A 23,818-nucleotide genomic window follows, 5' to 3' on the forward strand; every position below is an offset into this window, starting at 1 on the left:
TCAGCGGGTGCGCTTCAGCAGCTCCGCCAGCACCGCGGCCTGGCTCCGCTCCGGCGCCCTGGACGCCGTCAGCAGGGTCACCCTGCCCTCGCGGACCGACTTCCTGAGGCCGTCGAGCAGTTCGGCGGCCTCAGGAGCGTCGAGTTCCGCCTCGTAGCGGCGGCGGAACTCCTCGTACGAGCCCTCGCCGGCGTGATACCACTTGCGCAGCTCGGTCGAGGGCGTGAGCCCTTTGGGCCACTCGTCGATGTGCGCCTCGTCCTTGGCCAGGCCGCGCGGCCACAGCCGGTCGACCAGGACGCGCAGGCCGTCGTCGGCCTCGGGCGGGTCGTAGATCCGGCGCACACGCACGCTCACGGTCGTCACTCCCTCTCGGGACGGCGGTCGGTGCTGCGAGCGTACGCCGGGCGCGCCCGGTCCGCCCGGCGGCGCCGCGGCCGGACTTGACCAGAATGGGAGGGAGAACGGAGCGCCGGCGCCCCTAGTCTGTCGGCCAGCCGATCACCCGCCACCCCCGAGGAGCGCCCGTGACGCCAGCCCACAGACCGCCCGCCCGACGCCGTACCGCGCTCCTCGCCACCGTCCCCGTCGCCCTCGCGGCACTCGTCGGCGCCACCGGACCCACGGCGGCGGGCGCACCCGGCGCGCCCGGCGCGGGCGACCCCTACTTCCCGCTCAGCGGCAACGGCGGCTACCACGTCCGCCACTACGACCTGACGCTCCGTTACGACACCTCCTCCCGGCACCTCGACGGCAGGGCCGTCCTCGCCGCACGCGCCGGCCAGGACCTCAGCCGTTTCGACCTCGACCTGACGGGCCTGAAGGTCACCGGCGTCACCGTCGACGGCACGTCCGCGGCCTTCCGGCGCGCCGGCCAGGAACTCGTCGTCACCCCCGGCCACACCCTGCGCACCGGCCGCGTTTTCCGGGTCACCGTCGCCTACGACGGCACTCCGCAGCCGGTCACCGACCCCGACGGCAGCGCGGACGGGTGGATACCCACCGACGACGGCGCCTTCGTCGCGGGCGAGCCGCAGGGCGCGATGACCTGGTTCCCGGCGAACGCACACCCCAGGGACAAGTCGTCGTACGACATCACCATCACCGTGCCGCAGGGGCGCACGGCCGTCTCCAACGGCGAGCTGCTCGGCCGGCGCACCGAGCACGGCCGCACGACCTTCCACTGGCGCGAGAGCCGGCCGATGGCCGCCTACCTGGCCACCGCCACCGTCGGAACGTTCAGGGTCGAGCAGTACACCACCCCCGACGGTATCCACGTCTACAATGCCGTCGACCCGCGCGAGGCGAGCGCGGCCGCTCCGGTGCTGAAGAAGCTGCCGTCCGTACTGGCCTGGGAGAGCGGGTTGTTCGGGCCGTACCCGTTCCGCTCCGCCGGGTCGGTCGTCGACCACGCCCCGGGCGTCGGGTACGCCCTGGAGACCCAGACCCGGCCGCTCTACGACTCCGCGCCCGACATCAGCACCCTGGTCCACGAGAGCGCCCACCAGTGGTTCGGCGACTCCGTCTCGCTGACGGCCTGGAAGGACATCTGGCTCAACGAGGGCTTCGCCACCTACGCCGAGTGGCTGTACGCCGAGCAGCACGGCGGCGACAGCGCCCAGAAGACCTTCGACGCCCTGTACGCCCGCTCGGCGGGCGACCACCTGTGGGCCTTCCCGCCCGGTGACCCGGGCAGCGGCCGGAACATCTTCGACACGCCCGTCTACGCCCGCGGCGCCATGACCCTGCACGAGGTGCGCAAGGCCGTCGGCGACGCGGACTTCTTCCGGATCCTGCGCGCCTGGGCCGCGGCACACCGCGAGGCGCACGGTACGACGGCGCAGTTCGAGCGGCTGGCCGAGCGGATCTCCGGGAAGCGGCTGGACGGGCTGTTCCGCACCTGGCTGTTCACCGAGGGAAAGCCGAAGAACGCCTGAACTCTGACCAGTTCCCAACAAGTGTCGGCCATGGTCGACACCATGATCCGTCGCAGAACCGCGCTCGCCGTCCTCGCCTCCCCGCCGCTGCTCACCGGCCGCGGCGGCGGAGCCGAGGCCACCGAGCGCCGGACACCCCCCACCCGCCCGGCATCCACCGCCACCCCCGAGGTCCGGGCGGCGCAGGCACCCCAGGGCATACCCGGCCTCGGCCCCGTCAGATCGGCGGCGAGCCCCGAGCGCTGCGGACAGGCCGTCGTCGTCATGGGACACGCCGACCGGCTCGCCGCCTGAGCCGCCTAGGATCCGAACTCGTGTGCGCACATGTACTGGTCGCCGAGGACGACGAGAAGCAGGCCGAACTGATCCGCCGCTCCCTGCTGGCCGAGGGACACACCGCCACGGTGGTGCACGACGGCGCCGCCGCGCTGGAAGCCGCCCGCGGCCTCGCACCCGACCTCGTCGTCCTGGACCTGATGCTCCCGGTCGTCGACGGCTTCGGCGTGTGCCGGGCGCTGCGCGGCGGCGCGGACCCGGACATCCCGGTGGTGATGCTCACCGCCCGCTCCGCCGAGGACGACCTGCTGCTCGGCCTCGAACTGGGCGCCGACGACTACCTGACCAAGCCGTACAGTCCGCGCGAGCTGATGGCCCGGATCCGCACGGTGCTCAGGCGCAGCGGGCGCGGCACCGGCGCGCGGGACGGCGACCCCGTGGTCCGGGCCGCCGGGATCACCGTCGACCCCGTACGGCACGAAGTGCGCTGCGACGGCGCGACCGTCGACTGCACGCCCGCCGAGTTCCAGATCCTGCTGGCCATGGCCGCCGAGCCGGAACGGGTGTTCACCCGGCGGCAGTTGCTGCACCGCACCCGCGGCTTCGACCGGGCCTCCACCGAGCGGGCCGTCGACGTCCACATCATGAACCTGCGCCGCAAGATCGAGCCCGACCCCCGTCGGCCGTCCCGGCTGCTGACGGTGTTCGGCGTCGGCTACAAGCTGACCGGCAACCGCGTGTGAGGCACGGGGAGGCCCGGGGCGGGGCGGGCGGTGTCGCGGGGCAGGGCCGGGTGGGAGGTGTCCTCGAGGTGTCGGCGGATGCGGGACGGGCGGAGGCGGCTGTGCGGCGCCGGTGGGTTCGAGTGCGGCCGGGTGCGGCCGTGCGGCGCGGGCAGGGCGGTGCCCGGCGGCAGGTGCCCGGGAAACGGCGGCGGATCCCGTTGCGCAAACGGCTGCTCGTCCGGCTGCTGTCCGTCTCCGCCCTGATCGCCGTCTGCTCGGTGGCCGCCACCGCCTGGCTCGCGGTGACCACCACCACCAGCGCCCTGAAGGAGGAACAGGGCCAGGACCTCGCGGCCGACAACAGCATCCTGGCCCGGCTCAGCGGGTACGCCGCCACCCACTCCGACTGGACGGACGTCCGGCGCACCGTCCGGCAGCTGGCCGCCGAGACCGGACGCCGGATCGCGCTCACCACCGCCGACCGCACCCTCGTCGCCGACTCCGCGCCGCGCGGCACGCCCCTGCCGCCCAGGCCCGCCGCCACCGTCGACCCGCTGCACACCGACACCTACAGCGAGACCGGCGCCCAGCTCAGCGGCATCGACCCACGCGTGGTCGGCCCCTACCGGCTGCCGGCGAAGGAACGCGCCCAGCTGGACCGGCTCGCCGCCCGGCGCAAGCAGTGCTACGAGCGCTTCGGCCTCCAGCCCGATGTCGTCCACACCACCAGCGGACGGCCCGTCATCACCCTCCCGGGCGGCCCCGATCCCGCCGCCTACGGCGCGTCGGTGTGCGAGGACGGACGGCTCGACACGGCCACCCCGACCGAACGCACCGCCCTGACCGGCCTCACCGGCCTCACCCGGCCCTGCCTCAAGCAGGCCGGACTCGACCTCGGCGGGCCGCTGTTCCTCACCTTCGACCCCAGCGGCAAGGACCCCTTCGGCGGCGGCTACCTCGCCGCCAAGTACGCCGCGGCGGGCAGGGTGAAGACGGCGCGGGCCGCCGAGCAATGCCTGCTGGCCGCCCGCCGCACCCAACTCGAGCCCTATGTCGCCCCGGTGGCCGACCTGTTCCTCGGCATCGGCGACCAGAACCCCTCCCGCTTCGACATGTCCCCGGCCAACAAGGCCAAGGTGATCGGCGCGGCCGGGGCGGTCCTCGCGGTGACCGTCGCCGTGACCGCCCTCGTCGCCACCCGCCTGGTACGGCCGCTGCGCGCCCTGACCGAGGCCGCCCAGCAGCCGCCCGAACTGCACGTACGGGTCCCGGTGACCACCCGGGACGAGACCGGCATCCTCGCCGAGGCCTTCAACGACCTGACCGAGCGCCGGGAGCGCCTGGAGGCCCAGCGCAAGGCGATGGTCAGCGACATCGCGCACGAGCTGCGCAGCCCGCTCACCAACATCCGCGGCTGGCTGGAGGTCGTCCGCGACGGGGTCGTCGAGCCCGACCCGCCGCTGCTGGACTCGCTGCACGAGGAGGCGCTCGTCCTGCAGCGGATCATCGACGACCTCCAGGACCTCTCCGCCGCCGACGCCGGCACCCTGCGGCTGCACCGCGAGCCGCTGCGCGCCGGCGATCTGCTGGAGCAGGTGGCCGCCGCCCACCGGGTCGCCGCCGACGCCGCCGGAGTCGCCCTGCGCACCGAGGCCGACGCCACCGCCTGGCTCGACGCCGACCCGGTGCGGATGCGGCAGGCCCTCGGAAACCTGGTCTCCAACGCGCTGCGGCACACCCCGGCCGACGGCACGGTCACGCTCGCCGCCCGCCGGGACGGCGCCGATGTCGTGCTGACCGTCACCGACACCGGCGCGGGCATCGCGCCCGAGGATCTGCCGCACGTCTTCGACCGGTTCTGGCGCGCCGAGAAGTCCCGCAGCCGCCGCACCGGCGGCAGCGGCCTGGGCCTGCCGATCGTGCGCCACCTGCTCGCCGCCCACGCGGGGACGGCCGAGGCCGCCGGCGAGCCCGGCGCGGGCGCGGTCTTCACCCTGCGGCTGCCCGGCCGGGAGCCGCCGCGCGAGGATCGCTGAAGGCGCGGGCCGCCGTCGGATTCCGCGCCCGCGACCGGGGGTACTCCGATCGCGCGGCGCCGTCGAGGGAGGTCATGCCATGAGCGCACCGGAGGAGGACCTGCCGGTCCTGTCCACGCTCGCCGAGGTGGCCCGCCTGGTGGCGCAGCAGCAGGGCCTGTACGTCCGCTGGTCCCAGGGGCCCGGCGCCGACCTGGCCGAGGCCTCCAGCACCGACGACCTCACCGGCGTACCCATGCCCGGGCTGTCCGCCAATCCGCTCGATGTCGAGGACTGGTGGGCGGACCGGTCGTTGGAGCTGTGGGTGGCCCGCCGCCTGTACGACTACGCGCACCTGCCGCACGACAAGGGCCCAGGCGTACGACCCTGGGTCCTGCGCGGCCGGGAGACCGGCCGGGGCCCCGACAACGAGCCGCTCGTGACCGATGCGGAGCCGCTGTGCTGGATCGCGGAGGAGCTGATCGACGCGGCGAAGGAGGCGGTGGCCCGGCAGGAGCGGGAGTGGGGGACCCTGCGGCGCGGCGGCCGCTGAGCCCCGGAACGCGGGCACCGGGTCGGCCGGAGCCGGCCTGGTCATCCCGAGCCACCCGGTCAGCCGGAGCCGCTCGGTCAGCCGGAGCCACCCAGGCCGGCCCGCGCCGCTCGGTCAGGCGGAGCCGCCGAGGCCGGCCCGCGCCGCCCCGGTCAGCCGGAGCGCGGCCGGGAGCGGGCGCGACGGTGCAGTGCCCGGCGCTCCAGCTCGGTCGTCCCGCCCCAGACGCCGATGCCCTGGCCCGTCTCCAGCGCCCAGTCCAGGCACTCCTCCTGCACGGGGCACCGGCCGCAGACGGCCTTGGCCCGCTGGGTCTGCACGAGCGCCGGACCGGTGGTGCCGATGGGGAAGAACAGGTCGGGGTCCTCATGGCGGCACGCGGCATGGTCGCGCCAGTTGTCCATGGAAGTCTCCTGGATCCGATCGAAGTCGTCCGTGCCTGTCGAATGCGTACTGCGGGTTCGGGTGACCGGTCGGGGCCGGGTGAAACGGCGTGGGCGACAGGGGATCGGGCGACGGCCGCGATCCGGCCACGGGCGCGCGCACGGCCCGGGAGCGGGTCGTCTGCGTGCAACAGGCCGGGAAACGGGGGCGGACGGGCGACCGGGCCGCGGGCACCCGTACCCGACCGGGCACCGGGGGCGCGGAGTTGGGGGCGGGGATCCGGCCGGGACCGCCGTCCGCCGCGCCACCGCCCGACCACCGTACTCCCGTAGTGCCCCGCTTGGGGTGCGAAACGGATGAAACGTGACGTGGCGGTCAGCGGCGCAGCGTCTCGGCGGCCGTCGCCGTCACCGCCTCGGCCAGTGCGGCCAGGGCGGGGGAGTCCAGTCTCCACTGCTGCCAGTACAGCGTGACGTCCATCCACTCCTCGGGCGCGAGGAGCACCAACCGGCCCTCGGCCAGCAGCGGATGCGCCTGGACCTCCGGCACCATGCCCCAGCCGAGCCCTGCGGCGACCGCGTCCAGGAAGCCCTCCGAGGTGGGCACCAGATGCCGGTGCGGGCCGGCGGAGCCCCGGCCCAGCCGGCGCACGAAGGCGTCCTGGAAGTCGTCCTTGCGGTCGAACAGCACGGCCGGGGCCTCGGCCAGTGCCTCGGGCAGCGGCCGCTCGCCCAGGCGGGCCGCGGTGAACTCCGGTGCGGCGACCGGCAGATAGCGCATCCGGCCGAGCGGCCGGACCGTGCAGCCCGGCACCGGATCGGCGGCCGTGGTCACCGCCGCCATCACCAGCCCCTCGCGCAGCAGGGCCGCCGTGTGGTCCTCGTCCTCCCGGTGCAGTTCGAAGCAGAGCCCCGCCACCCGGGTCAGCGCCGGCAGGAACCAGGTCGCCAGCGAGTCCGCGTTCACCGCCACCGACACCCGGGTCGGCTCCCCGGCACCGCTCAGCCCGAGTTCGCCCCAGGCGTCCCGTTCCAGCCGGGCGAGCTGCCGGGCGTACCGCACCAGCACCGCGCCGGACTCGGTGGGCCGCACCGGCTTGGTGCGCTGCAGCAGTACCCGGCCGGTGCGCTGTTCGAGCGCCTTGACCCGCTGGCTGACCGCCGACGGCGTCACGTGCAGGGCGGCGGCCGCGGCGTCGAAGGTGCCTTCGTCCACCACGGCGAGCAGCGTCCTGATCTGGTCCAGCGGCAGTTCGGGCATCACAGAGGCTAAGGATACTTAAGAATCTTTAGCTGTACTTGAGTACCCGGCGCTCCTTAGCGTCGAGCGCATGAACCACGCCCTGACCGCCGCGGCCGCCGGATTCGGCACCGGCCTGTCCCTGATCGTCGCCATCGGCGCCCAGAACGCCTTCGTCCTGCGGCAGGGGGTGCGCCGGGACGCGGTCCTCGCCGTGGTGGGGATCTGCGCGCTGTCCGATGCGCTGCTCATCGCGCTCGGCGTCGGCGGGGTCGGGGCGGTCGTGGTGGCGTGGCCCGGGGCTCTGCGGGCGGTCGGGATCGTCGGCGGTCTCTTCCTGCTCTGCTACGGCGTCCTCGCCGCCCGCCGGGTGATCCGGCCGGGCACGGCCGGGCTGAGCACCGAGGGGGAGGCCGCGGGCTCCCGGCGCCGGGCGGTGCTGACCTGCCTGGCGATGACCTGGCTGAATCCGCACGTCTACCTGGACACCGTGTTCCTGCTCGGCTCCCTGGCCGCCGACCGGGGCGCACTGCGCTGGACCTTCGGGCTCGGCGCCGCGCTGGCCAGCCTGTGCTGGTTCGCCGCGCTCGGCTTCGGCGCCCGGCTGCTCGGCCGCTTCCTGGCCCGGCCGGCGGCCTGGCGGGTCCTGGACGGCCTGGTCGCCCTCACCATGCCGGCGCTGGGAGCCACGCTCATGACCGGAGCATGAGCAAACCCGTTCGATGTGCGCGGCCGTTCCTGAGATAGTCAGGCTCGAATCGAAAAGATGTAGCGAGCAACCTCTACCGGCAACAGGACACCCGTGGACACGAGCGAGAGCAGCACCGCCCCACCCGACGCCGCGACGGACGCGGCGGCCCCGCCCCGGCGCGGCTGGCGCCGGTGGGCCATGGACACCCGTCCGCTCGGCATCCCGGCCTACCGGCGCCTGTGGTCGTCGACCATCGTCACCGCCGTCGGCAGCCAGCTCACCGCCGTCGCCGTGCCCAAGCAGATCTACGACGTCACGCACTCCTCGGCGTGGGTGGGCTACGCGAGTCTGGCCGGCCTCGTGCCGATGGTGGCGTTCGCGCTGTGGGGCGGCGCGGTCGCCGACACCGTGGACCGGCGCAAGCTGCTGCTGGTCACCAACACCGGTATCGCGGTCACCTCGCTGCTGTTCTGGGCCCAGGCCGTCACCGGCATGGACTCCGTCGCCGTCCTGATGGTGCTGCTCGCGTGCCAGCAGGCGTTCTTCGGGCTCAACTCCCCGGCCCGCAACGCCTCCATCGCCCGGCTGGTGCCCGCCGAGCAGCTGCCCGCCGCGAACGCGCTCGGCTCCACGGTCATGCAGACCGGCCTGGTCGCCGGCCCCCTGCTCGCCGGTGCGCTGATCCCGGTCATCGGACTGCCCGAGCTGTACCTGATCGACGCGGTGGCGCTGTGCGTGACCGTGTGGGCCGTCTTCCGGCTGCCGGCGCTGCCACCGCTCGGCGAGGGCGCGGCCCGTCGGGCGGGCGTGCGCGAGATCGCCGCCGGCTTCCGGTACATCTCGCGGCACAAGGTGCTGCTGCTGTCCTTCCTCGCCGACATCGTCGCCATGGTCCTGGGCATGCCCCGGGCCCTGTTCCCGCAGCTCGCGGCGCAGACCTACCACTCGTACGGCGAAGGGCTCGCGCTCGGCGTGCTGTTCGCCGGCATCCCCGTCGGCGCGGTCCTCGGGGGCCTGTTCTCCGGCGTGTTCTCCCGGGCCCGCCGGCACGGCTGGATGGTCATCGGGGCGGTCGTCGGCTGGGGCGTGGCCGTCGCCGGGTTCGGGCTGAGCCGCGATCTCTGGGTGGCCCTGGCCTTCCTCGCCGCGGCCGGCGTCGCCGACATGGTGTCGATGGTGTTCCGCGGCGCCATCCTCCTGTCGGCCGCGACCGACGAGATGCGCGGCCGGATGCAGGGCGTGTTCACGGTGGTCGTCGCGGGCGGCCCGCGTCTGGCCGACGTCCTGCACGGCACGGCGGGCTCGGCCTTCGGCCCGCGGGCCGCGGTGGCGGGCGGCGGCGTCCTGGTCGTCGTGGTGATGCTGGCCCTGGCCGCCGCCGTGCCGGCGCTGCGCCGCTACCGGGTCTGACTCAGATCAGGCCGGGACGCCGCCGGCTCGTGTACTGGTCCATCAGCTTGCCCCGGGTCGTCTCCAGGCGGTGGGCGAGGATCTCGGCGACCGTCCGCACCAGCGACAGCCCGAGCAGCGGGTCCTCCACGCACAGCGCGAGCACCGACGGGCCGTCGAACTCGTAGGCGCGTACGTCGGTGAAGGCCACCGCGCCGAAGTCCCACTGGTACGGCGGGAACAGCCACGACCAGCCGAGCATGTCGCCCGCGCCGAGTGTGGCCACGGTGACCCGCTGCCGGGAGGTGACCTGCTGGTCCAGGTGGACCGCGCCGGAACGGATCACCCAGAACCGGTCGGCGGTGCCGGCCGCCTCGAAGATGCGGGTGTCCTCCGGGAACGAGACCTCCTTGGCCAGTTCCATCAGGCGCTCGCGCTGTGCCTGGGGCAGGGCGGTCAGCAGTTTTATCGCTTTGGTCATGGCGCGGGGCTCCTCGCCGAGCGGTTCGGGGGTGCTTTCGCTAAGCCCATTTCAGCCGCTGCCGCCCCCGCGGGCACCTCGAGGGACGCGGATTTCCCGGAAGGAGCCCGGGCCGCCGCCGGTTCCGGGCAGCAAGAAGCCCTGGCTGGACGGGGGAGGCCAGCCAGGGCCGTATGCGGTGACGCCAGGGAGGGAGGAAGGACGGTTCCGGTCACCTCCGGCATCACGTATGTATGAACGATAAACCATCTCGCGGTTGTTCTACCAATCGGTAGCCGGTCAGGTGACCTGTTTCACGCCTTCCCCGGCGACCGGCGGCCCGCCCGGGCGGATGATCTCCCCCAGCACCCGCGCCACGGCCTCGAACGCCCACGCCCGGGCCGCCGCCTCCCGTGCGCCGTCCGGATCCGTCGCCGTCAGGCTCCGCGCGCGTTCCCGCCAGGCCCGTTCCGCCTCGGCCGCGTGGTGCCGGCCACGCTGGATGCGCCGCAGCAGTTCGTCCGCGTCCACGACATCGGTCATACACCTCGGGTACCCGCGAGACCGCGGTGATGACACCGGCACCGAGCGTGTTTGACAGCGCGGGAAAAGGTCAGGCGAAAAGGAGAGAGCTTGGCAATCCGGGCATCGCTCAGGGAGGAAGGGATGCGCGAAAAGCACCGGACCAGCTGCTCCGGGACCCTGCGGGAACCTCGCCGAGTGCCGTGCCGGCCGGCCGACGCCCGCAGTACCGTGCGGCGCGTGGTGGCCGAGCGGTGCCGGGCCTGCGCCATCCGCTGCGATGCCGCGGCCATGGCGGACGCCCTGCTGGTCACCTCGGAGCTCACCACCAACGCCATCCTGCACGGCGGCGGCATCACCGGTTTCGACGTCGACGTCGACTCCGGCGGCGTACGGGTGTCGGTGAGCGACCGCAGCGACGAGCTGCCGGTGGCCGCCCCGCCCGGCGACGAGCGTGGCCGCACCCGGCCGGGCGGGCGTGGCTGGCCCATCGTCTGCCGCCTGGCCCGGGACGTCCGGGTCGCGCAGCTGCCCTGCGGGGGCAAGCGCATCACGGCCGTCGTACCGCTGCGCTGAAACCGTGCGGGAAGTTCCGCCCCCGTGGTGTTTGCCCCCCGGAGCAAGGGGCAGGCGGAAACTCGTGCTTCGGACCGGAGGCGCGCGCCCAGCGGGAATCGCAGGACCGCCTGGGTCCCCCTATCGGCGGACCGGGCGACCGACCCGCGGCGACCCCTGACACAACCGTTCGGGCCCGGCCCGGAATCCCCTTCCGGCCCTGTGCCCCGGCACCACGTCTCAGGAGCGATTCCGCATGCTGACCGACATGTCGACAAGCCGTCCCGGCACGCCCACCACGGACTCCGCCGCCGCAGCTCCGGCGCGGCGGTCCCATGACGACGCCCCCGACACCGCCGCGCTGTTCGACCGGCTCGCGGACCTGCAGGACGGCCCCGAGCGGGACGCCGTACGCGACGAACTCGTCGCCGCCTGGCTGCCCATGGCCCACCGGATCGCCGGCCGCTTCCGCGACCGGGGCGAGTCCGTCGAGGACCTGCGGCAGGTGGCGGCGCTCGGGCTGGTCAAGGCCGTCGACCGGTACGACCCGTCCCGCGGGGCCTTCGAGAGTTACGCCGTGCCGACCATCACCGGCGAGGTCAAGCGGCACTTCCGGGACCGCATGTGGGCCCTGAGGGTGCCGCGCCGGGTGCAGGAACTGCGCAACCGGGTGCGCGTGGCCCGCCGCGAGCTCACCCAGCACCCCGGCAGCCCCGAACCCACCGTCACCGCCATAGCCACCCACACCGGCCTCAGCGAGGAGGAGGTCGGTGCGGGCATGGAGGCGCTGGAGAGCTTCAGCACCCTGTCCCTGGACGCCGAACTGGCCGGCGGGGAGGACGGCTACAGCCTCGCCGACACCCTCGGAGCGGCGGACACCTCGTACGACGTCGTGGTCGACCGCGAGGCCGCCAAGGAAGGGCTGCGCCGGCTGCCCGAACGGGAACGGGCCATCCTCTACATGCGGTTCTTCGAGGACATGACGCAGAGCCGCATCGCCGACCAGCTGGGCATCTCCCAGATGCACGTCTCCCGGCTGATCAGCCGCAGCTGCGCCCGCGTCCGCGACGAGGCCATGGGCCGGCGCGCGTACGGGCCCGGCCCGGCGTGAGAGCCCGCCCGACGGGCCGTCACGTGCCCGGCCGGTCCGCCTGGGTGGTGATGCCCAGCGGCCGGGCCAGACCCGAGACCGCCTCGTCCAGCCGCTGCAGATGGCGCAGCACCCGGTCGGTGACCCGGCCGTAGCGCGGGGTGCGCGGCGTCCCCGGCTCCAGCATCGAGGCGATGCTGGGGCCGGTCTCGATCCGCGCCGTGGCACGCGGGTCCGCGACATGCGCGGCGATCGCCTCGATGTTGTGCACGATCCGCCCGCACGCCCCGCGCAGCCGGGGATCCGCGGCGATCGACGGATGCGTCGGCAGCAGCTCGGCCGTGGCCGCGAGCGAACGCCCGTGGTAGGCGCAGGTCTCCAGCAGCGCCACCACGTACCGGGCGGTGTCGCGGCGCGAGCGCAGCGGGGTGATCGGATGGGTCAGCGGCTGGGTGGCCGCGCGCAGGTCCGCCAGCGCCTGGTCCAGATCGCGCGCCTGTTCCACCAGATCGGCCCCCGCCCCGCCGCTCAGCTGGTCCACGGCGGCCCGGGTCACCTCGGCGAGCCGGTCCAGCACCGTGACGAGCAGTTCGTTCGTACGGCGGTCGGTGTGGACCGGCAGCACCACCGCGGCCGCGATCACCCCGCAGGCCGCGCCGAGCGCCGTCTCCTCCACCCGCAGCACCAGCACCGCCATGCTGTAGGTGTTCAGCAGTGTGTACAGCAGCCCCAGCATCGCCGTGACGAAGAACGACATCAGCGTGTACGACAGGGGCGCGGTGTAGAACATCGCGAAGATGAACACCAGCACCAGGCCGAACGCCGTCCACGTGTGGTGCCCGACGAGACCGGCCAGCAGGATGCCGGCCACCACGCCGAGCACCGTGCCCAGCAGCCGCCGGTAGCCCTTGACCAGGATCTCGCCCGTCGAGGCGGTGTTGAGGAAAACGATCCAGCAGGTCAGCACCGCCCAGTACCAGCGCTGAGCGGACAACAGCTCGCCGCCCGCGATGGCCAGCGCGGAGCCCACGGCCACCTGGACCGCGGCGCGCGTGGTGGGCCGCTGCAGACCGCTCGGACCCGGCTCCCCGGCCTCGGCCTCCTCGCCCGCCTCGATCGCGGCGTCCTCCGCGTCCAGCTCCTCGCGTGAGCGGGCCGTCGCCGGGGTGTCGTCGGACTCGTCCTGCGGCCCGTCCAGCGCGACCCGCAGACCCAGCGCTGCCCGGGCGGCCTCACCGAGCCCGCGGAAGACGTCCTGCACGGCGGGCGAGGCCTTGGGCAGTCGCTCCTCCTCGCGGTAGCCGAGCAGCCGGTTGCGCACCTGGGCGAGCGCGGTGCCCCGGGCCTCACCGACCGGCCGCAGCATCAGCAGCCGCAGCGCCTGCAGATCCCGGCGCAGCGCCTCCGTCGCCTCCTCCCGCACCGGAAGCTCCCCGCCCGACGGCAGCCCGGCGCCCGGCAGATGCAGGGTGAGGGTGTCGGTCCGCTCGGCGCTGCGCGCGGTCAGCAGCAGCAGTCCGAGCCGCTCGGAGGCGATCTCGGCGTCCGCGATCCGGCGCTGCAGCAGCCGGGCCACCGCCGGGTCGGAGGTGCCGTCCTCCAGCCGCCCCTGGATCAGCAGTGCCGTCTCGTGCAGCCGCGCGGTGGCGGTGCGCAGCTCCGAGAGGACCTTGTCCACGTCGTCCGGCCCGGCGTCCAGCAACTCGGCCTGGACGGCGATCAGCTGCGCGAGCCGGGCGCGGAACGCCCGCCGCAGCTGGTCCAGGGTGCCCGCCGGGGTCTGCGGCAGCAGCACGAAGCGGGCGGTGGCGCTGCACGCGAAGGCCACACAGATGACCCCGTACAGGGCGGGCAACGTCGAACTCGTCGCGTGCACGAACAGGGAGAGGAAGTAGATCTGGAAGCCGATCAGGCCGAGCGCCGTGCCGCGGTCGCCGAACCTGCGGCCGTAGACCGCGCAGAAGATGAGGGCGACGAAGAACAGGTCCCCGGCGACGACCCGCCCGTTCAGCAGCGCGCCCAGCGACACCGACGCCAGGGCCACCGGCAGCCCGAGCGCGAGGGTGAGGGCCTGCGCCGGGCGCTGCTTCTCCCGGATGGCGAAGGTCGACACCATCGCCGCCATGGCGCCGGCGACCAGTTGGGGCACCGGCACCCGCAGGACGGCCAGGACGGCGAGGGTGAGCGCGATCGCGGTGACCGTGCGCAGTCCCGCGGTGAGCCGGAGCAGCCCGGGATCGGACGCCGCGAGCCGGTCCCGCATCCGTACCCGCCCAGGTCGTCCCGCTGTGCTCACGCCGCCGCGCTCTCTCCCGTGCCGGAATTCGATCTCCGGCCCAGCATCGCACGCCGGTGCGGACTACTTGCCCTCGGCGAGGGTGGCGGCCACCAGGGCGTTGGCGTGTCCGTGCCCGAGGCCGTGCTCGGACGTGAGCCAGCCGACCAGTTCCCTGTGCTTCGTCAGCGGCGAGGAGCGGATCAGCTCCTGGCCATGTCGGTGTGTCCCATCCGTGTGACGTCGGTCGGTCACCCGGTCAGACCGCCGATCCGCTCCGAAGTGATCGGCGGTCTTCGGTGACCTGTGTCACCTCACGGGCTCCCCGCCGCCTCGCCCTCCACCCGGGCCCGTACCTGCTCCGGTGTCAGATACGCGTCGGTGAACTCGAAGTCCTTCAGCCGGGCCGGTTTGCGGGCCTGGAAGCCCGTGCGGACGAAATCGTCGCCGGCGACCGCGTTCAGCAGCCAGTTGGTCATCACCCGGGCCTTGGCGACATTGGTGCGCAGCGCCGACCAGTGGTAACCGCGGGCGACCACCTGGGCCGGCACCCCGCGCAGTTCGACGCCGAGCGGCTTGGACACCGCGTCCTTGCCCCCGAGGTCGACGACCAGGCCCAGGTCGTGATGCACGTACGGCTGCATGGGCGCGCCCCGCAGCGTCGCGATGACGTTGTCCGCGACCTTCTTGCCCTGCCGCATGGCGTGCTGCGCGGTCGGCGGGCACACCGCGCCGTCGCCCTTGGCGAGGTCCGGCACGGCGGCCGAGTCGCCGAGCGCGAACACCCCGTCGTGGCCCGGCAGGCACATCTCGGGGGTGACCGCCAGCCGGCCCCGCACCGTCTCCGCGCCGAGCGTGGCGATCAGCGGGCTCGCGACCACGCCCGCCGTCCAGATCAGCGTGTGCGTCGGCACCACCCGGCCGTCGGTGAAGGTGACCTCCTCCGCGCCGGCCTTGTCGATCGACACGCCCAGCGACACCTCGATGCCACGCCGCCCCAGGATCTCCTGCGCGCTGCGGCCGAGCTTCTCGCCCAGCTCCGGCATCAACTTGGGCGCGATGTCGATCAGATGCCACTTGATCAGGCCGGGATCCAGCCGCGGGTAGCGCTGTACGGCGGCGTGCGTCAGCCGTTGCAGACAGGCGGCGGTCTCGGTGCCGGCGTAGCCCCCGCCGACCACCACGAACTGCAGCCGCGCCGCCCGCTCCGCCGGGTCGTCGCTGGCGTCGGCGAGATCGAGCTGGGAGATGACGTGGTCGCGGATGTAGGCGGCCTCGGCGAGGGTCTTCATGCCGAAGGCGTGCTCGGTCAGCCCCGGGATGTCGAAGGTGCGGGTCACGCTGCCTGGTGCCAGCACGATGTAGTCGTACGGCTCGTTGACGATCTTGTCGGTGATGGTGCGGACGACGCACACCTTCGCCTTCAGGTCCACGCCGATCGCGCCGCCCGGGATGATCCGGGTGCGGTACTTCTTGCTGCGGCGCAGGCTCAGGGCGATCGACTGCGGCGTGAGCACGCCGGAGGCGACCTGGGGCAGCAGGGGCAGGTACAGCTGGTAGGACTGCGGCGTCACCAGGGTGACGTCGGCCTCGGCGGGCGCGAGCTTGCGCTCCAGGCGGCGGACGCACTCGACTCCGGCGAAGCCTGCGCCAACCACCAGGATCCTGGGTCGTGTCACGGTGTTCATCCCTTTCTGCGGCTCCAGGCGGTCCGACTCCACGCCGTTCGTCTGCCCTGGATCGGTGCGCACCACCTTTGATCCCACCGTGCCCCGAGCCGTCCCGCCAGCCGGGTGCGGCAGGCAGACGAACGCGTGGGCACCAGCATGCCCCCGCTGGGGCGGGAGTAACCGGTTGTCGCACAGATACCCGTCGTACACGTGGTGCCGTCACCAGGGGAGGAACACATGGATGTCCTTGCCCTCGTCGTGTACGACCACGCTGACCTGCGTGCACAGCGTGTGCACCAGGTGCCAGCCGATGCCGCCGCCGCCCGTGCGCGGGTGGAAGGGCCGCGGTTCCGGCTTGGTGGTGCTCGAGTCGCGCATCGTCACGTGCACGCCGTCGAACGTGCGGCGCATCCGCAGACCGAACGGCCCGGGCGCGTACTGGATCACGTTGGCGGCCAGCTCCGTGACGACGAGCAGGATGTCGTCCCAGTACTCGGGCGCGGCGGGCGGTGCCTGGGTGGCGAGCGCGCACAGGAAGTCCTCCGCCGCGAGCCGGGCCTCCGTGACGTTGCGCAGCTCTCCGTCGAAGGAGAAGGTGCGCTCGTACCCGTCCTCCGAGGGCGGTGTGTCGTCCCCACGTGGCTCCGTCGCCATCTCGCATTCCCCGGTCCTGGGCGGTCAGGGCCGGGGCTCGGCCCTGTGACCAGGACGGCTGTCGGTGCTGATCTCATTCTGTGCCTGCGAGTTCCCGCAGCCGGGCCGGATATCCGTCCGCCTCGGGCCGCTCCTGCCGTCGAACTCCCTCCTGCCGGCCTTCGGACCGAAGGTGCCCCGGCCGCACGACGCCATGCACCATCGCCTGGTGATCCGGACGATGTTCCCGGACGGCGGGCGTCAGCGGAAGACGTCGTCCTGCTCGTCCCAGTCCGCCGGCTCCTGCGGCCACCGCGCCGCCCGGGACCGCGCCTGGTACATGGCGTCGATCTCGGCGGCGTAGTGCCGCACGATGGCGTCCCGGCGCAGCTTCAGCGACGGGGTGAGCAGTCCGTTGTCCGCGGCGAACGGCTCCGGGAGCACCCGGTAGACCCGGATGGACTCCGCCCGGGACACGGCGCTGTTGGCGGAGGCGACGGCCCGCGCGATCTCCTCCCGCAGCGCGCTCTCCTCACGGCTCTCCCGGCCGGGACTGTCGCCCGGGAGCGCCAGGGTGCCCCGCCAGTGCGCGAGGAAGTCCGGGTCCAGGGTGATCAGGGCGCCGACACAGGGCCGGTCGTCGCCGATCACGACCGCCTGGTGGACCAGCGGATGCATGCGCAGCCGCTGCTCCAGCGGGGCCGGGGCGACGCTCTTGCCGCCGCTGGTGACGATGACCTCCTTCTTGCGCCCGGTGATCGTCAGATAGCCCTCGGAGTCCAGCCGCCCGATGTCGCCGGTCGCCAGCCAGCCGCCGCGCACCGCGGCCCGCGTCGCCGGTTCGTCGCCGACATAGCCCTGGAACACCGACGGGCCGCGCACCAGGATCTCCCCGTCGTCGGCCACCTGGACCTCGGTGCCCGGCAGCGGCCGGCCGACCGTACCGGACTTCTCCCGGCCGAGCGGCTGCATGGTGATCCCGCCGGAGGCCTCGGTGAGGCCGTACCCGTCGTGCACGAACACCCCGATGCCCTCGTAGAACAGGGTCAGTTCCCGGCTGAGCGAGGAACCGCCGGAGGTGCCGCGCACCACCCGCCCGCCGAGCGCCGCGCGCAGCCTGCGGTATACCGTCCGCTCGTACAGGGCGTGTTGCAGCCTCAGCTCGAACCCCGGTCCCGGCCCGGTGCCCAGCCGCTGGCGCTCCTGCGCCTCGGCGAAGTCCCGCGCGGTCTGCGCCGCCCGCTCGAACAGGGCACCCCGGCCCCCCTGCCCGGCCGCCTGCAGGAACTTCTTGTAGAGCTTCTCGAACACCGACGGCACGCCGTACAGGTACGTCGGCCGGAACGTGGTCAGCGCCGACGCCAGCGACGCCTCGGTCAGCTCGGGCTCGTGCCCCATCAGGGCACCGCCGCGCACGCACACCAGCATGATCATGAGGCCGTACACATGGGAGAACGGCAGGAACGCCAGCACGGACGGCTGGACGCCCGGCGGGGCCGCGGTGTGCAGCCAGCCGGCCAGCAGCGTGTCGCAGGGGTAGGCGAGGCCGCGGTGGCTCAGCGCGCAGCCCTGGGGACGGCCGGAGGTGCCGGAGGTGTACACGACCGCCGCCGTGGCGTCCGGCAGCACGATCCGGCGCAGCGACTCCACCGTGGTGTACGGCACGACCGTGCCCCGCTCGACGAGTTCGGGCAGCGCCCCCGCGTCCAGTTGCCAGACGTGGTGCAGCCGGGGCAGCCCGGCGCACACCGTGCCGACGGTCATGACGCCCTGCTCGTCCTCCACGACCACGGCCACACAGCCGGCGTCCCGCAGGATCCACTCGACCTGGTCCCGCGAGGAGGCCGGATGGATCGGCACGATCTCGGCGCCCACGGCCCACAGGGCGTGGGCGAACACCGTCCACTCGTAGCGGGTGCGGGACATCAGGGCCACCCGGTGGCCGGGGGAGACGCCGGCGGCGATCAGCCCCTTGGCCAGGTCGACCACCTCGTCGCGCAGCTCGACGGCCGTCACCTCCTGCCACACGGTGGCCGCGGAGTCCACCCGGTGGGCGAGCACCGGCAGGGTGGGACTGCGCTCCGCGGTGTCGAAGACGCTGTCGGCGAGACCGCCGGTGAGCAGCGGGGCAACGGCGGGAGCGAGGGCGACGTCGCGCATGCGCTGCTCCTGGATGTACAGAGGGTCACACCGCCGACCGGCTCGGTGTCGGCGGTGCTCGAATGTAGCCCAGCGGAACGCGTTCGGGGCCGGGAACGAGGAAGTCGTGATCGGCTGATGATGCGGCCGTGTCCTGGGGACTCGGCGGACATGAGTCATGTGAACCCCGATCCGGAACCGGAGCGGACCACCGGGCTGGAGCCCGGGGGCTCGGTACCGCCCGGCGAGACGCCGCCCGCCGAGAGCAGCATGCCCGAGGCGGGGCCCCGGCAGGCCGATGCTCAGCGCAGGGGCTGGGCCGTGACGCCGCTGACGCTGATCCTTCTGGTCGTCGTCCTGATCGCGGCGGGCTTCGTGGCGTACGCCGTGGCGCTGATGGTCTGAGCGGGCCCGGCCTTCGCAGCCCCGGGCCGTCGGCCTGGGGCAGGGGAGAGGTGCGCCTGTTACAGGGGGAAGGTGCGCCTGTTGCGCGAGCAGGCCCTACGCCTGGGTGCGCCTCACGCACTCGGTGACGACATTGCGCAGGTTGCCGGCCCGCTCCAGCAGCCGGCGCTGCTCCCGTGCGCCGTTGCCCCGCCGCAGCAGCTCTCCGACGCCCTGCTCGGCGCGCTCCACGTCACCGGTGGCGGTGAGCGCGTCCCCGGTGTACGCCAGCAGCGACCGCAGCACCTGCGGCGCGGGCTCGGGCCGCATGGCCGCCGGGTCGAGCAGGTTCTCCTCCAGGCCGAACCGGGCGGCCTGCCAGTCGGCGAGCCGGAGCAGGCTCACGCTGTGGCCGGGCGCCGGCCGGCCGGCCCGCCAGTCGCGTGCGGCCGTCTCCACCAGCGCGCGGGTCAGCGTAGCGATCAGTACGGCTGTGTCCGCGCCGAGGCACACGTCCGCCACCCGGACCTCGACGGTGGGATAGCGGGCGGACAGCCGCGCGTCGAAGTAGACCATCCTCGTGTCCAGCACCGCCCCGGTGGCCACCATCTCCGCCACCCGCTGGTGGTACCGCTCGGCCGACGCGAACGGCTCGGTCGGCCCGGCCGACGGCCAGCGGTTCCACACCTGGCTGCGGTAGCTGGCGTAGCTGGTGTCCCGGCCCTGCCAGAACGGCGAGTTCGCACTGATCGCGCGGAGGACCGGGAGCCAGGGGCGGATCCGGTCGAGGACGGCGATGCCCTCCTCGTCGGACTCCACGCACACATGCACATGGCAGCCGCACACCAGCTGCTCCCAGGTCGGTATCCCGTAGTGCTCGGCCAGCCACTGGTAGCGGTCGTTCACGCTGAGGGCGGGGCTGACCGGCAGGGGAGAGGTGGCCAGCGCCACGACCGCGCAGCCGAGCTCCCCGGCGTGCCGCGCCGCCTCCTTGCGGCAGCGCACGATCTCCTCGCCGAGGTCCGCCATGTCCGACTGCGGATGAGTGGCGAACTCCAGCATCTGCCGGAACAGCTCCTTCTCGAAGACCTCCTGCCCCGGATCGTCGTGGGCGACCCGGGCCAGGACGGCCGCCGCCAGCGCCTTCGGTTCGCCGCTGTCCGGGTCGACCAGAAGGAGTTCTTCCTCCACTCCCACGGTGCGCACGTGGTGCCACCCTTCCGTGTCCATGCCACGACGGGCAGTCGAGGCTCTGTACGACCCCCGACTGCCCCTGGGCGGGCAGCCGACACCTGTGGTTTCAGCGCTCCGGCGCCAGCCAGACCGTGGCGAGCGGCGGCAGCGTGAGCCTCAGGAACCCGTCCTCGGGCTTCAGCGGCCCCTGATTGCCGACACCGCTGCCGCCGTAGCAGAGGTCGTCGGTGTTCAGCTCCTCCTGCCAGGCCGGGATCTCGTCACCGGTCCACAGCCGGTAGTCGTACCGGACGACCGGGGAGAAGTTCGACACCGCCAGCAGGGGGGAGCCGTCGGCGGCGAACCGCAGGAACGCGAAGACGTTGTCGTCCGCCGCGTCGCCCAGCACCCACCGGAAGCCGCCCGGATCGGTGTCCCGCTGCCACAGCGCCGGGGTCGCCCGGTACACGGTGTTCAGGTCCCGCACCAGGTCCCGCACGCCCCGGTGGTCCCCGGCCGAGTGGTAGTCGTCGCCCAGAAGCCACCACTCGGGGCCGTGCGCCTCGGACCACTCCGCGCCCTGGGCGAACTCCTGCCCCATGAACAACAGCTGTTTGCCCGGATGAGCCCACATGAAGCCCAGGTACGCGCGGTGGTTGGCGCGCCGCTGCCACCAGTCGCCCGGCATCTTCGACACCAGCGCCTGCTTGCCGTGCACCACCTCGTCGTGGGAGATGGGCAGGACGTAGTTCTCGCTGTACGCGTACACCATCGAGAAGGTCATCTCGTTGTGGTGGTACTTGCGGTGCACCGGCTCCTTCTGGATGTACTGCAGCGAGTCGTGCATCCAGCCCATGTTCCACTTCAGCCCGAAGCCGAGCCCGCCGCTGTCCGTCGGCCGGGTCACCCCGTCCCAGGCGGTGGACTCCTCGGCGATGGTCACCACGCCCGGGCAGCGCCGGTAGACGGTGGCGTTCATCTCCTGCAGGAAGGCGACCGCGTCCAGGTCCTCCCGGCCGCCGAACACGTTCGGCTCCCACTGGCCGGAATCCCGCGAGTAGTCGAGGTAGAGCATGGAGGCGACCGCGTCCACCCGCAGTCCGTCGATGTGGAACTCCTGGCACCAGTACACCGCGTTGGCGACCAGGAAGTTGCGCACCTCGGTGCGGCCGTAGTCGAACTCGTACGTCCCCCAGTCCGGGTGCTCGGCGCGTGTCGCGTTCCCGGGTTCGTAGAGCGGATCCCCGTCGAACCGGGCCAGTGCCCAGTCGTCCTTGGGGAAGTGCGCCGGCACCCAGTCCATGATCACGCCGATGCCGGCCCGGTGCAGGCAGTCCACCAGGTGCCGGAAGTCGTCCGGCGAACCGAGGCGGGGTGTCGGGGCGTAGTAGGAGGTCACCTGGTAGCCCCAGGAACCGCTGAACGGATGCCCCGCGACCGGCATCAGCTCGACGTGCGTGAAGCCCATCTCCTGCACATAGGCGGGCAGTTCCTCGGCGAGCTGACGGTACGTCAGTCCCGGGCGCCAGGACGGCAGATGCACCTCGTACACGGAGAACGGCGCCTGGTGCACGGGCGTGTCACCCCGGTGGGCCATCCACTCCGCGTCGCCCCACTCGTACGCCGAGGCCGTGACGATCGACGCCGTGTCCGGCGGCACCTCCGTGCACCGCGCCATCGGGTCGGCCTTGAGGAACCGGTGGCCGTACCGCGAGGTGATCTCGAACTTGTAGCGGGCGCCCTCGCCGATCCCGGGCAGGAACAGCTCCCACACCCCGGACGCGCCGAGCGACCGCATGGGGTACTGGGTGCCGTCCCAGTACGTGAAGTCCCCGGCCACCCGCACGCCCTGGGCGTTGGGCGCCCACACGGTGAAGCGGGTGCCTCGCACGCCCTGGTGCGTCATCGGCTCGGCGCCGAGCGCCTGCCACAGCTGCTCGTGCCGGCCCTCCCGGATCAGGTGCAGGTCCAGCTCGCCGAGGGCGGGCAGGAAGCGGTACGGATCGTGCACCTCCTGCTCGGCGTCGTCGTACGTCACCAGCAGCGTGTACGACGGGATCTCCGGGTACGGCAGGACGGCCGCGAAGAGACCGTCGCCCTCCGAGCGGAGGGGGCTGTGCACTCCGCCGACCACGACCTGCACGGCGCGCGCGTTCGGGCGCAGGGCCCGGAACAGCACGCCGCCCGGGACCGGGTGGGCGCCGAGCAGGGCGTGCGGATCGTGGTGGGCGCCGCCGAGCAGCCGGCCGCGGTCGGCCGGGTCGAGCGGCGGGGCCAGGGCCGGCGCGGGGCCGGCGGCCTCGGGGCGCGAGGTGTCGCGCAGGGCCATGACGTCATCCTCCCCACACGGCGAGCCGCTTGATCGCCGCCATCGGTACCGGCAGCCAGTCGGGCCGGTGTCTTGCCTCGTACAGCACCTCGTAGACCGCCCTGTCCGTCTCGTGCGCGCGCAGCAGCGCGTGCTTCTTGCGTGGATCCCAGCCGGCGCGGGCCGCGTAGCCCGCGCAGAACGCCTCCCGGCAGCGGCGCGCCCATTCGGGTCGCCAGGGGCGGCGCTGCCGGGCCGCGTAGTCGAAGGAGCGCAGCATCCCCGCCACGTCCCGTACCGGGGAGTGCGGGGCCCGCCGCTCGGCGAGCGGCCGGGACGGTTCGCCCTCGAAGTCGATGACGAACCAGTCGCGGCCGGCCTGCAGCACCTGCCCGAGGTGCAGATCGCCGTGGATGCGCTGGGCGGGCGGCCCGGTGTCGCAGGTGGCGAGCGCCCGGAACGCGGCCCGCAGTCCCGGCACGTAGGGCACCAGCCCCGGCACGGCGTGCGCGGCCGCGTCCAGCCGCGCGCACATCGCCTCGGCCGTACGGCCGTTCTCGCCCGGCCCGGCCGGACCGAACGCCTCGGCCAGCGCGAGGTGCACCTCGGCCATGGCCCGGCCCAGTTCGCGGGCCTCGGCGGTGAAGTCGTCACCGGCGGCGAGCGCGCGCAGCGCCAGCGTCCAGCCGTCCGTGGCGTCCGGCAGGAAGGGCTGCAGCACGCCCAGGGTGGCCTGCTGCGGCGCGGTCGTACCGAACCAGGCCACCGGCGCCGGCACCCGGGTGCACCCCTGAGCGGCGAGCGCGGCCGTCACCTCCAGGTCCGGGTTGACGCCTGGCTGGATCCGGCGGAAGACCTTCAGGATGTACGCGTCGCCGTAGACGATCGACGAGTTGGACTGCTCGGCGTCCAGCAGGCGCGGCGGCAGGCCGCCGGGCACGGGGGCGGCCGGGTCGGCCTCGAACCGCAGGGGGCCGGCCGCGCCGGGCTGCCGCAGCCGCTCCAGCAGCAGGTTCGCCGAGCGCGGGTCGTGCAGCGCGTCGTAGACCGCGAGCCCGGCGAACGGACCCTGCTCGGCCCGGCCGATGTACGCCCGCTCCAGACGCGGGGCGAGGTGTTCGCGCAGGCCGAGCAGCAGCTGGTAGCAGTCACCGGGCGGGGAGCTGCCGCCCGGCGTGGGGACGGGCGCGTGCGAGGCGTGCACCAGCAGGTGCAGGCACCCCGGGAACAGTTCGGTCACGGAGAGCACCGACAGGTCGGTGACGGGCCGGTCCTTGCCCGCGAACCAGCGTTGCCTCGGCAGCCATTGGCGCAGCAGCCCGCCGAGCGAGGCCAGCGGCCCGTCGAGACCCGCCACCGTTCTCGGTCGGACAGTGATGGTCTTCGGCATGGTGACGCGT

At 73.4% G+C, this 23,818-nt stretch carries 23 protein-coding genes; 10 read left to right on the forward strand and 13 right to left on the reverse strand.

Annotated elements, in window-relative coordinates:
• A complete protein-coding gene (locus tag ABB07_RS35580; protein ID WP_208902567.1) occupies nt 1-357 on the reverse strand; it encodes a DUF488 domain-containing protein in 357 nt (118 codons plus the stop codon).
• A 170-nt stretch (nt 358-527) separates the two neighbouring features.
• Here ABB07_RS35580 and ABB07_RS35585 point away from each other — a divergent pair, with 170 nt between their 5' ends.
• The 5 genes from ABB07_RS35585 to ABB07_RS35605 all read left to right on the forward strand — a co-directional run bounded on the left by ABB07_RS35585 (nt 528) and on the right by ABB07_RS35605 (nt 5,506).
• Nucleotides 528-1,937, forward strand: coding sequence for a M1 family metallopeptidase (locus ABB07_RS35585; RefSeq protein WP_208902568.1), 1,410 nt, complete (start codon nt 528-530; stop codon nt 1,935-1,937).
• A 42-nt stretch (nt 1,938-1,979) separates the two neighbouring features.
• Nucleotides 1,980-2,231 (forward strand): hypothetical protein, encoded by a 252-nt coding sequence (locus ABB07_RS35590; protein ID WP_208902569.1) that lies wholly within the window; start codon nt 1,980-1,982, stop codon nt 2,229-2,231.
• A gap of 20 nt (nt 2,232-2,251) precedes the next feature.
• A complete protein-coding gene (locus ABB07_RS35595; RefSeq protein WP_208902570.1) occupies nt 2,252-2,956 on the forward strand; it encodes a response regulator transcription factor in 705 nt (234 codons plus the stop codon).
• A gap of 140 nt (nt 2,957-3,096) precedes the next feature.
• Nucleotides 3,097-4,974 (forward strand): sensor histidine kinase, encoded by a 1,878-nt coding sequence (locus ABB07_RS35600; protein WP_244189627.1) that lies wholly within the window; start codon nt 3,097-3,099, stop codon nt 4,972-4,974.
• A gap of 79 nt (nt 4,975-5,053) precedes the next feature.
• Nucleotides 5,054-5,506 (forward strand): DUF6098 family protein, encoded by a 453-nt coding sequence (locus tag ABB07_RS35605; protein ID WP_208902571.1) that lies wholly within the window; start codon nt 5,054-5,056, stop codon nt 5,504-5,506.
• 152 nt (nt 5,507-5,658) lie between these two features.
• Here ABB07_RS35605 and ABB07_RS35610 read toward each other — a convergent pair whose 3' ends face one another.
• Entirely contained in the window at nt 5,659-5,910 is a 252-nt protein-coding gene (locus ABB07_RS35610; RefSeq protein WP_055706487.1) for a WhiB family transcriptional regulator, read from the reverse strand.
• 355 nt (nt 5,911-6,265) lie between these two features.
• The gene (locus ABB07_RS35615) at nt 6,266-7,153 is read right to left on the reverse strand and encodes a LysR family transcriptional regulator ArgP (protein ID WP_208902572.1); all 888 of its coding nucleotides are present in this window, start codon (nt 7,151-7,153) and stop codon (nt 6,266-6,268) included.
• 67 nt (nt 7,154-7,220) lie between these two features.
• On the opposite strand from ABB07_RS35615, the gene ABB07_RS35620 reads away from it, so the two are divergent.
• Nucleotides 7,221-7,838 carry a LysE/ArgO family amino acid transporter gene (locus ABB07_RS35620; RefSeq protein ID WP_208902573.1) on the forward strand — a complete coding sequence of 206 codons (618 nt, stop codon included), beginning with the start codon at nt 7,221-7,223 and terminating at the stop codon, nt 7,836-7,838.
• Nucleotides 7,839-7,931: 93 nt separating this feature from the next.
• A complete protein-coding gene (locus tag ABB07_RS35625; protein WP_208902574.1) occupies nt 7,932-9,230 on the forward strand; it encodes an MFS transporter in 1,299 nt (432 codons plus the stop codon).
• Between the two features lies 1 nt (nt 9,231).
• Here the strand turns inward: ABB07_RS35625 and ABB07_RS35630 are convergent, their stop codons facing one another.
• Nucleotides 9,232-9,690, reverse strand: coding sequence for a cyclic nucleotide-binding domain-containing protein (locus ABB07_RS35630; RefSeq protein WP_208902575.1), 459 nt, complete (start codon nt 9,688-9,690; stop codon nt 9,232-9,234).
• A 279-nt stretch (nt 9,691-9,969) separates the two neighbouring features.
• Nucleotides 9,970-10,212 (reverse strand): hypothetical protein, encoded by a 243-nt coding sequence (locus ABB07_RS35635; RefSeq protein WP_208902576.1) that lies wholly within the window; start codon nt 10,210-10,212, stop codon nt 9,970-9,972.
• 123 nt (nt 10,213-10,335) lie between these two features.
• Between ABB07_RS35635 and ABB07_RS35640 the strand changes: the two genes are divergently transcribed.
• Both ABB07_RS35640 and ABB07_RS35645 read left to right on the forward strand, forming a co-directional pair.
• Nucleotides 10,336-10,767 (forward strand): ATP-binding protein, encoded by a 432-nt coding sequence (locus tag ABB07_RS35640; RefSeq protein ID WP_208902577.1) that lies wholly within the window; start codon nt 10,336-10,338, stop codon nt 10,765-10,767.
• Nucleotides 10,768-11,002: 235 nt separating this feature from the next.
• Nucleotides 11,003-11,857, forward strand: coding sequence for a SigB/SigF/SigG family RNA polymerase sigma factor (locus ABB07_RS35645; RefSeq protein ID WP_208902578.1), 855 nt, complete (start codon nt 11,003-11,005; stop codon nt 11,855-11,857).
• A 19-nt stretch (nt 11,858-11,876) separates the two neighbouring features.
• On the opposite strand, the gene ABB07_RS35650 is transcribed toward ABB07_RS35645, so the two are convergent.
• From ABB07_RS35650 to ABB07_RS35670, 5 genes are all read right to left on the reverse strand, one after another.
• Nucleotides 11,877-14,099, reverse strand: a complete 2,223-nt coding sequence (locus ABB07_RS35650; RefSeq protein ID WP_208903758.1) for an FUSC family protein — start codon at nt 14,097-14,099, stop codon at nt 11,877-11,879.
• Nucleotides 14,100-14,195: 96 nt separating this feature from the next.
• Entirely contained in the window at nt 14,196-14,366 is a 171-nt protein-coding gene (locus tag ABB07_RS35655) for a DUF4287 domain-containing protein (protein ID WP_208902579.1), read from the reverse strand.
• A 59-nt stretch (nt 14,367-14,425) separates the two neighbouring features.
• Nucleotides 14,426-15,799 (reverse strand): NAD(P)/FAD-dependent oxidoreductase, encoded by a 1,374-nt coding sequence (locus ABB07_RS35660; RefSeq protein ID WP_208903759.1) that lies wholly within the window; start codon nt 15,797-15,799, stop codon nt 14,426-14,428.
• A 201-nt stretch (nt 15,800-16,000) separates the two neighbouring features.
• Nucleotides 16,001-16,435, reverse strand: coding sequence for an ATP-binding protein (locus ABB07_RS35665; RefSeq protein ID WP_208902580.1), 435 nt, complete (start codon nt 16,433-16,435; stop codon nt 16,001-16,003).
• Nucleotides 16,436-16,675: 240 nt separating this feature from the next.
• On the reverse strand, nt 16,676-18,574 hold the full coding sequence (locus tag ABB07_RS35670; protein WP_208902581.1) for an AMP-dependent synthetase/ligase: 1,899 nt from the start codon (nt 18,572-18,574) through the stop codon (nt 16,676-16,678).
• A gap of 150 nt (nt 18,575-18,724) precedes the next feature.
• Between ABB07_RS35670 and ABB07_RS35675 the strand changes: the two genes are divergently transcribed.
• Nucleotides 18,725-18,958, forward strand: a complete 234-nt coding sequence (locus ABB07_RS35675) for a DUF6480 family protein (protein ID WP_208902582.1) — start codon at nt 18,725-18,727, stop codon at nt 18,956-18,958.
• 96 nt (nt 18,959-19,054) lie between these two features.
• Here ABB07_RS35675 and ABB07_RS35680 read toward each other — a convergent pair whose 3' ends face one another.
• The 3 genes from ABB07_RS35680 to ABB07_RS35690 form a co-directional block, all read right to left on the reverse strand.
• On the reverse strand, nt 19,055-20,143 hold the full coding sequence (locus ABB07_RS35680) for a glutamate--cysteine ligase 2 (protein WP_208902583.1): 1,089 nt from the start codon (nt 20,141-20,143) through the stop codon (nt 19,055-19,057).
• 94 nt (nt 20,144-20,237) lie between these two features.
• Nucleotides 20,238-22,439 (reverse strand): 1,4-alpha-glucan branching enzyme, encoded by a 2,202-nt coding sequence (gene glgB, locus ABB07_RS35685; RefSeq protein ID WP_208902584.1) that lies wholly within the window; start codon nt 22,437-22,439, stop codon nt 20,238-20,240.
• A 4-nt stretch (nt 22,440-22,443) separates the two neighbouring features.
• The gene (locus ABB07_RS35690; RefSeq protein ID WP_208902585.1) at nt 22,444-23,808 is read right to left on the reverse strand and encodes a maltokinase N-terminal cap-like domain-containing protein; all 1,365 of its coding nucleotides are present in this window, start codon (nt 23,806-23,808) and stop codon (nt 22,444-22,446) included.
• Nucleotides 23,809-23,818: the final 10 nt, after the last annotated feature.

The organism is Streptomyces incarnatus (assembly GCF_001027185.1).
Classification (GTDB): Bacteria; Actinomycetota; Actinomycetes; order Streptomycetales; family Streptomycetaceae; genus Streptomyces; species Streptomyces puniciscabiei.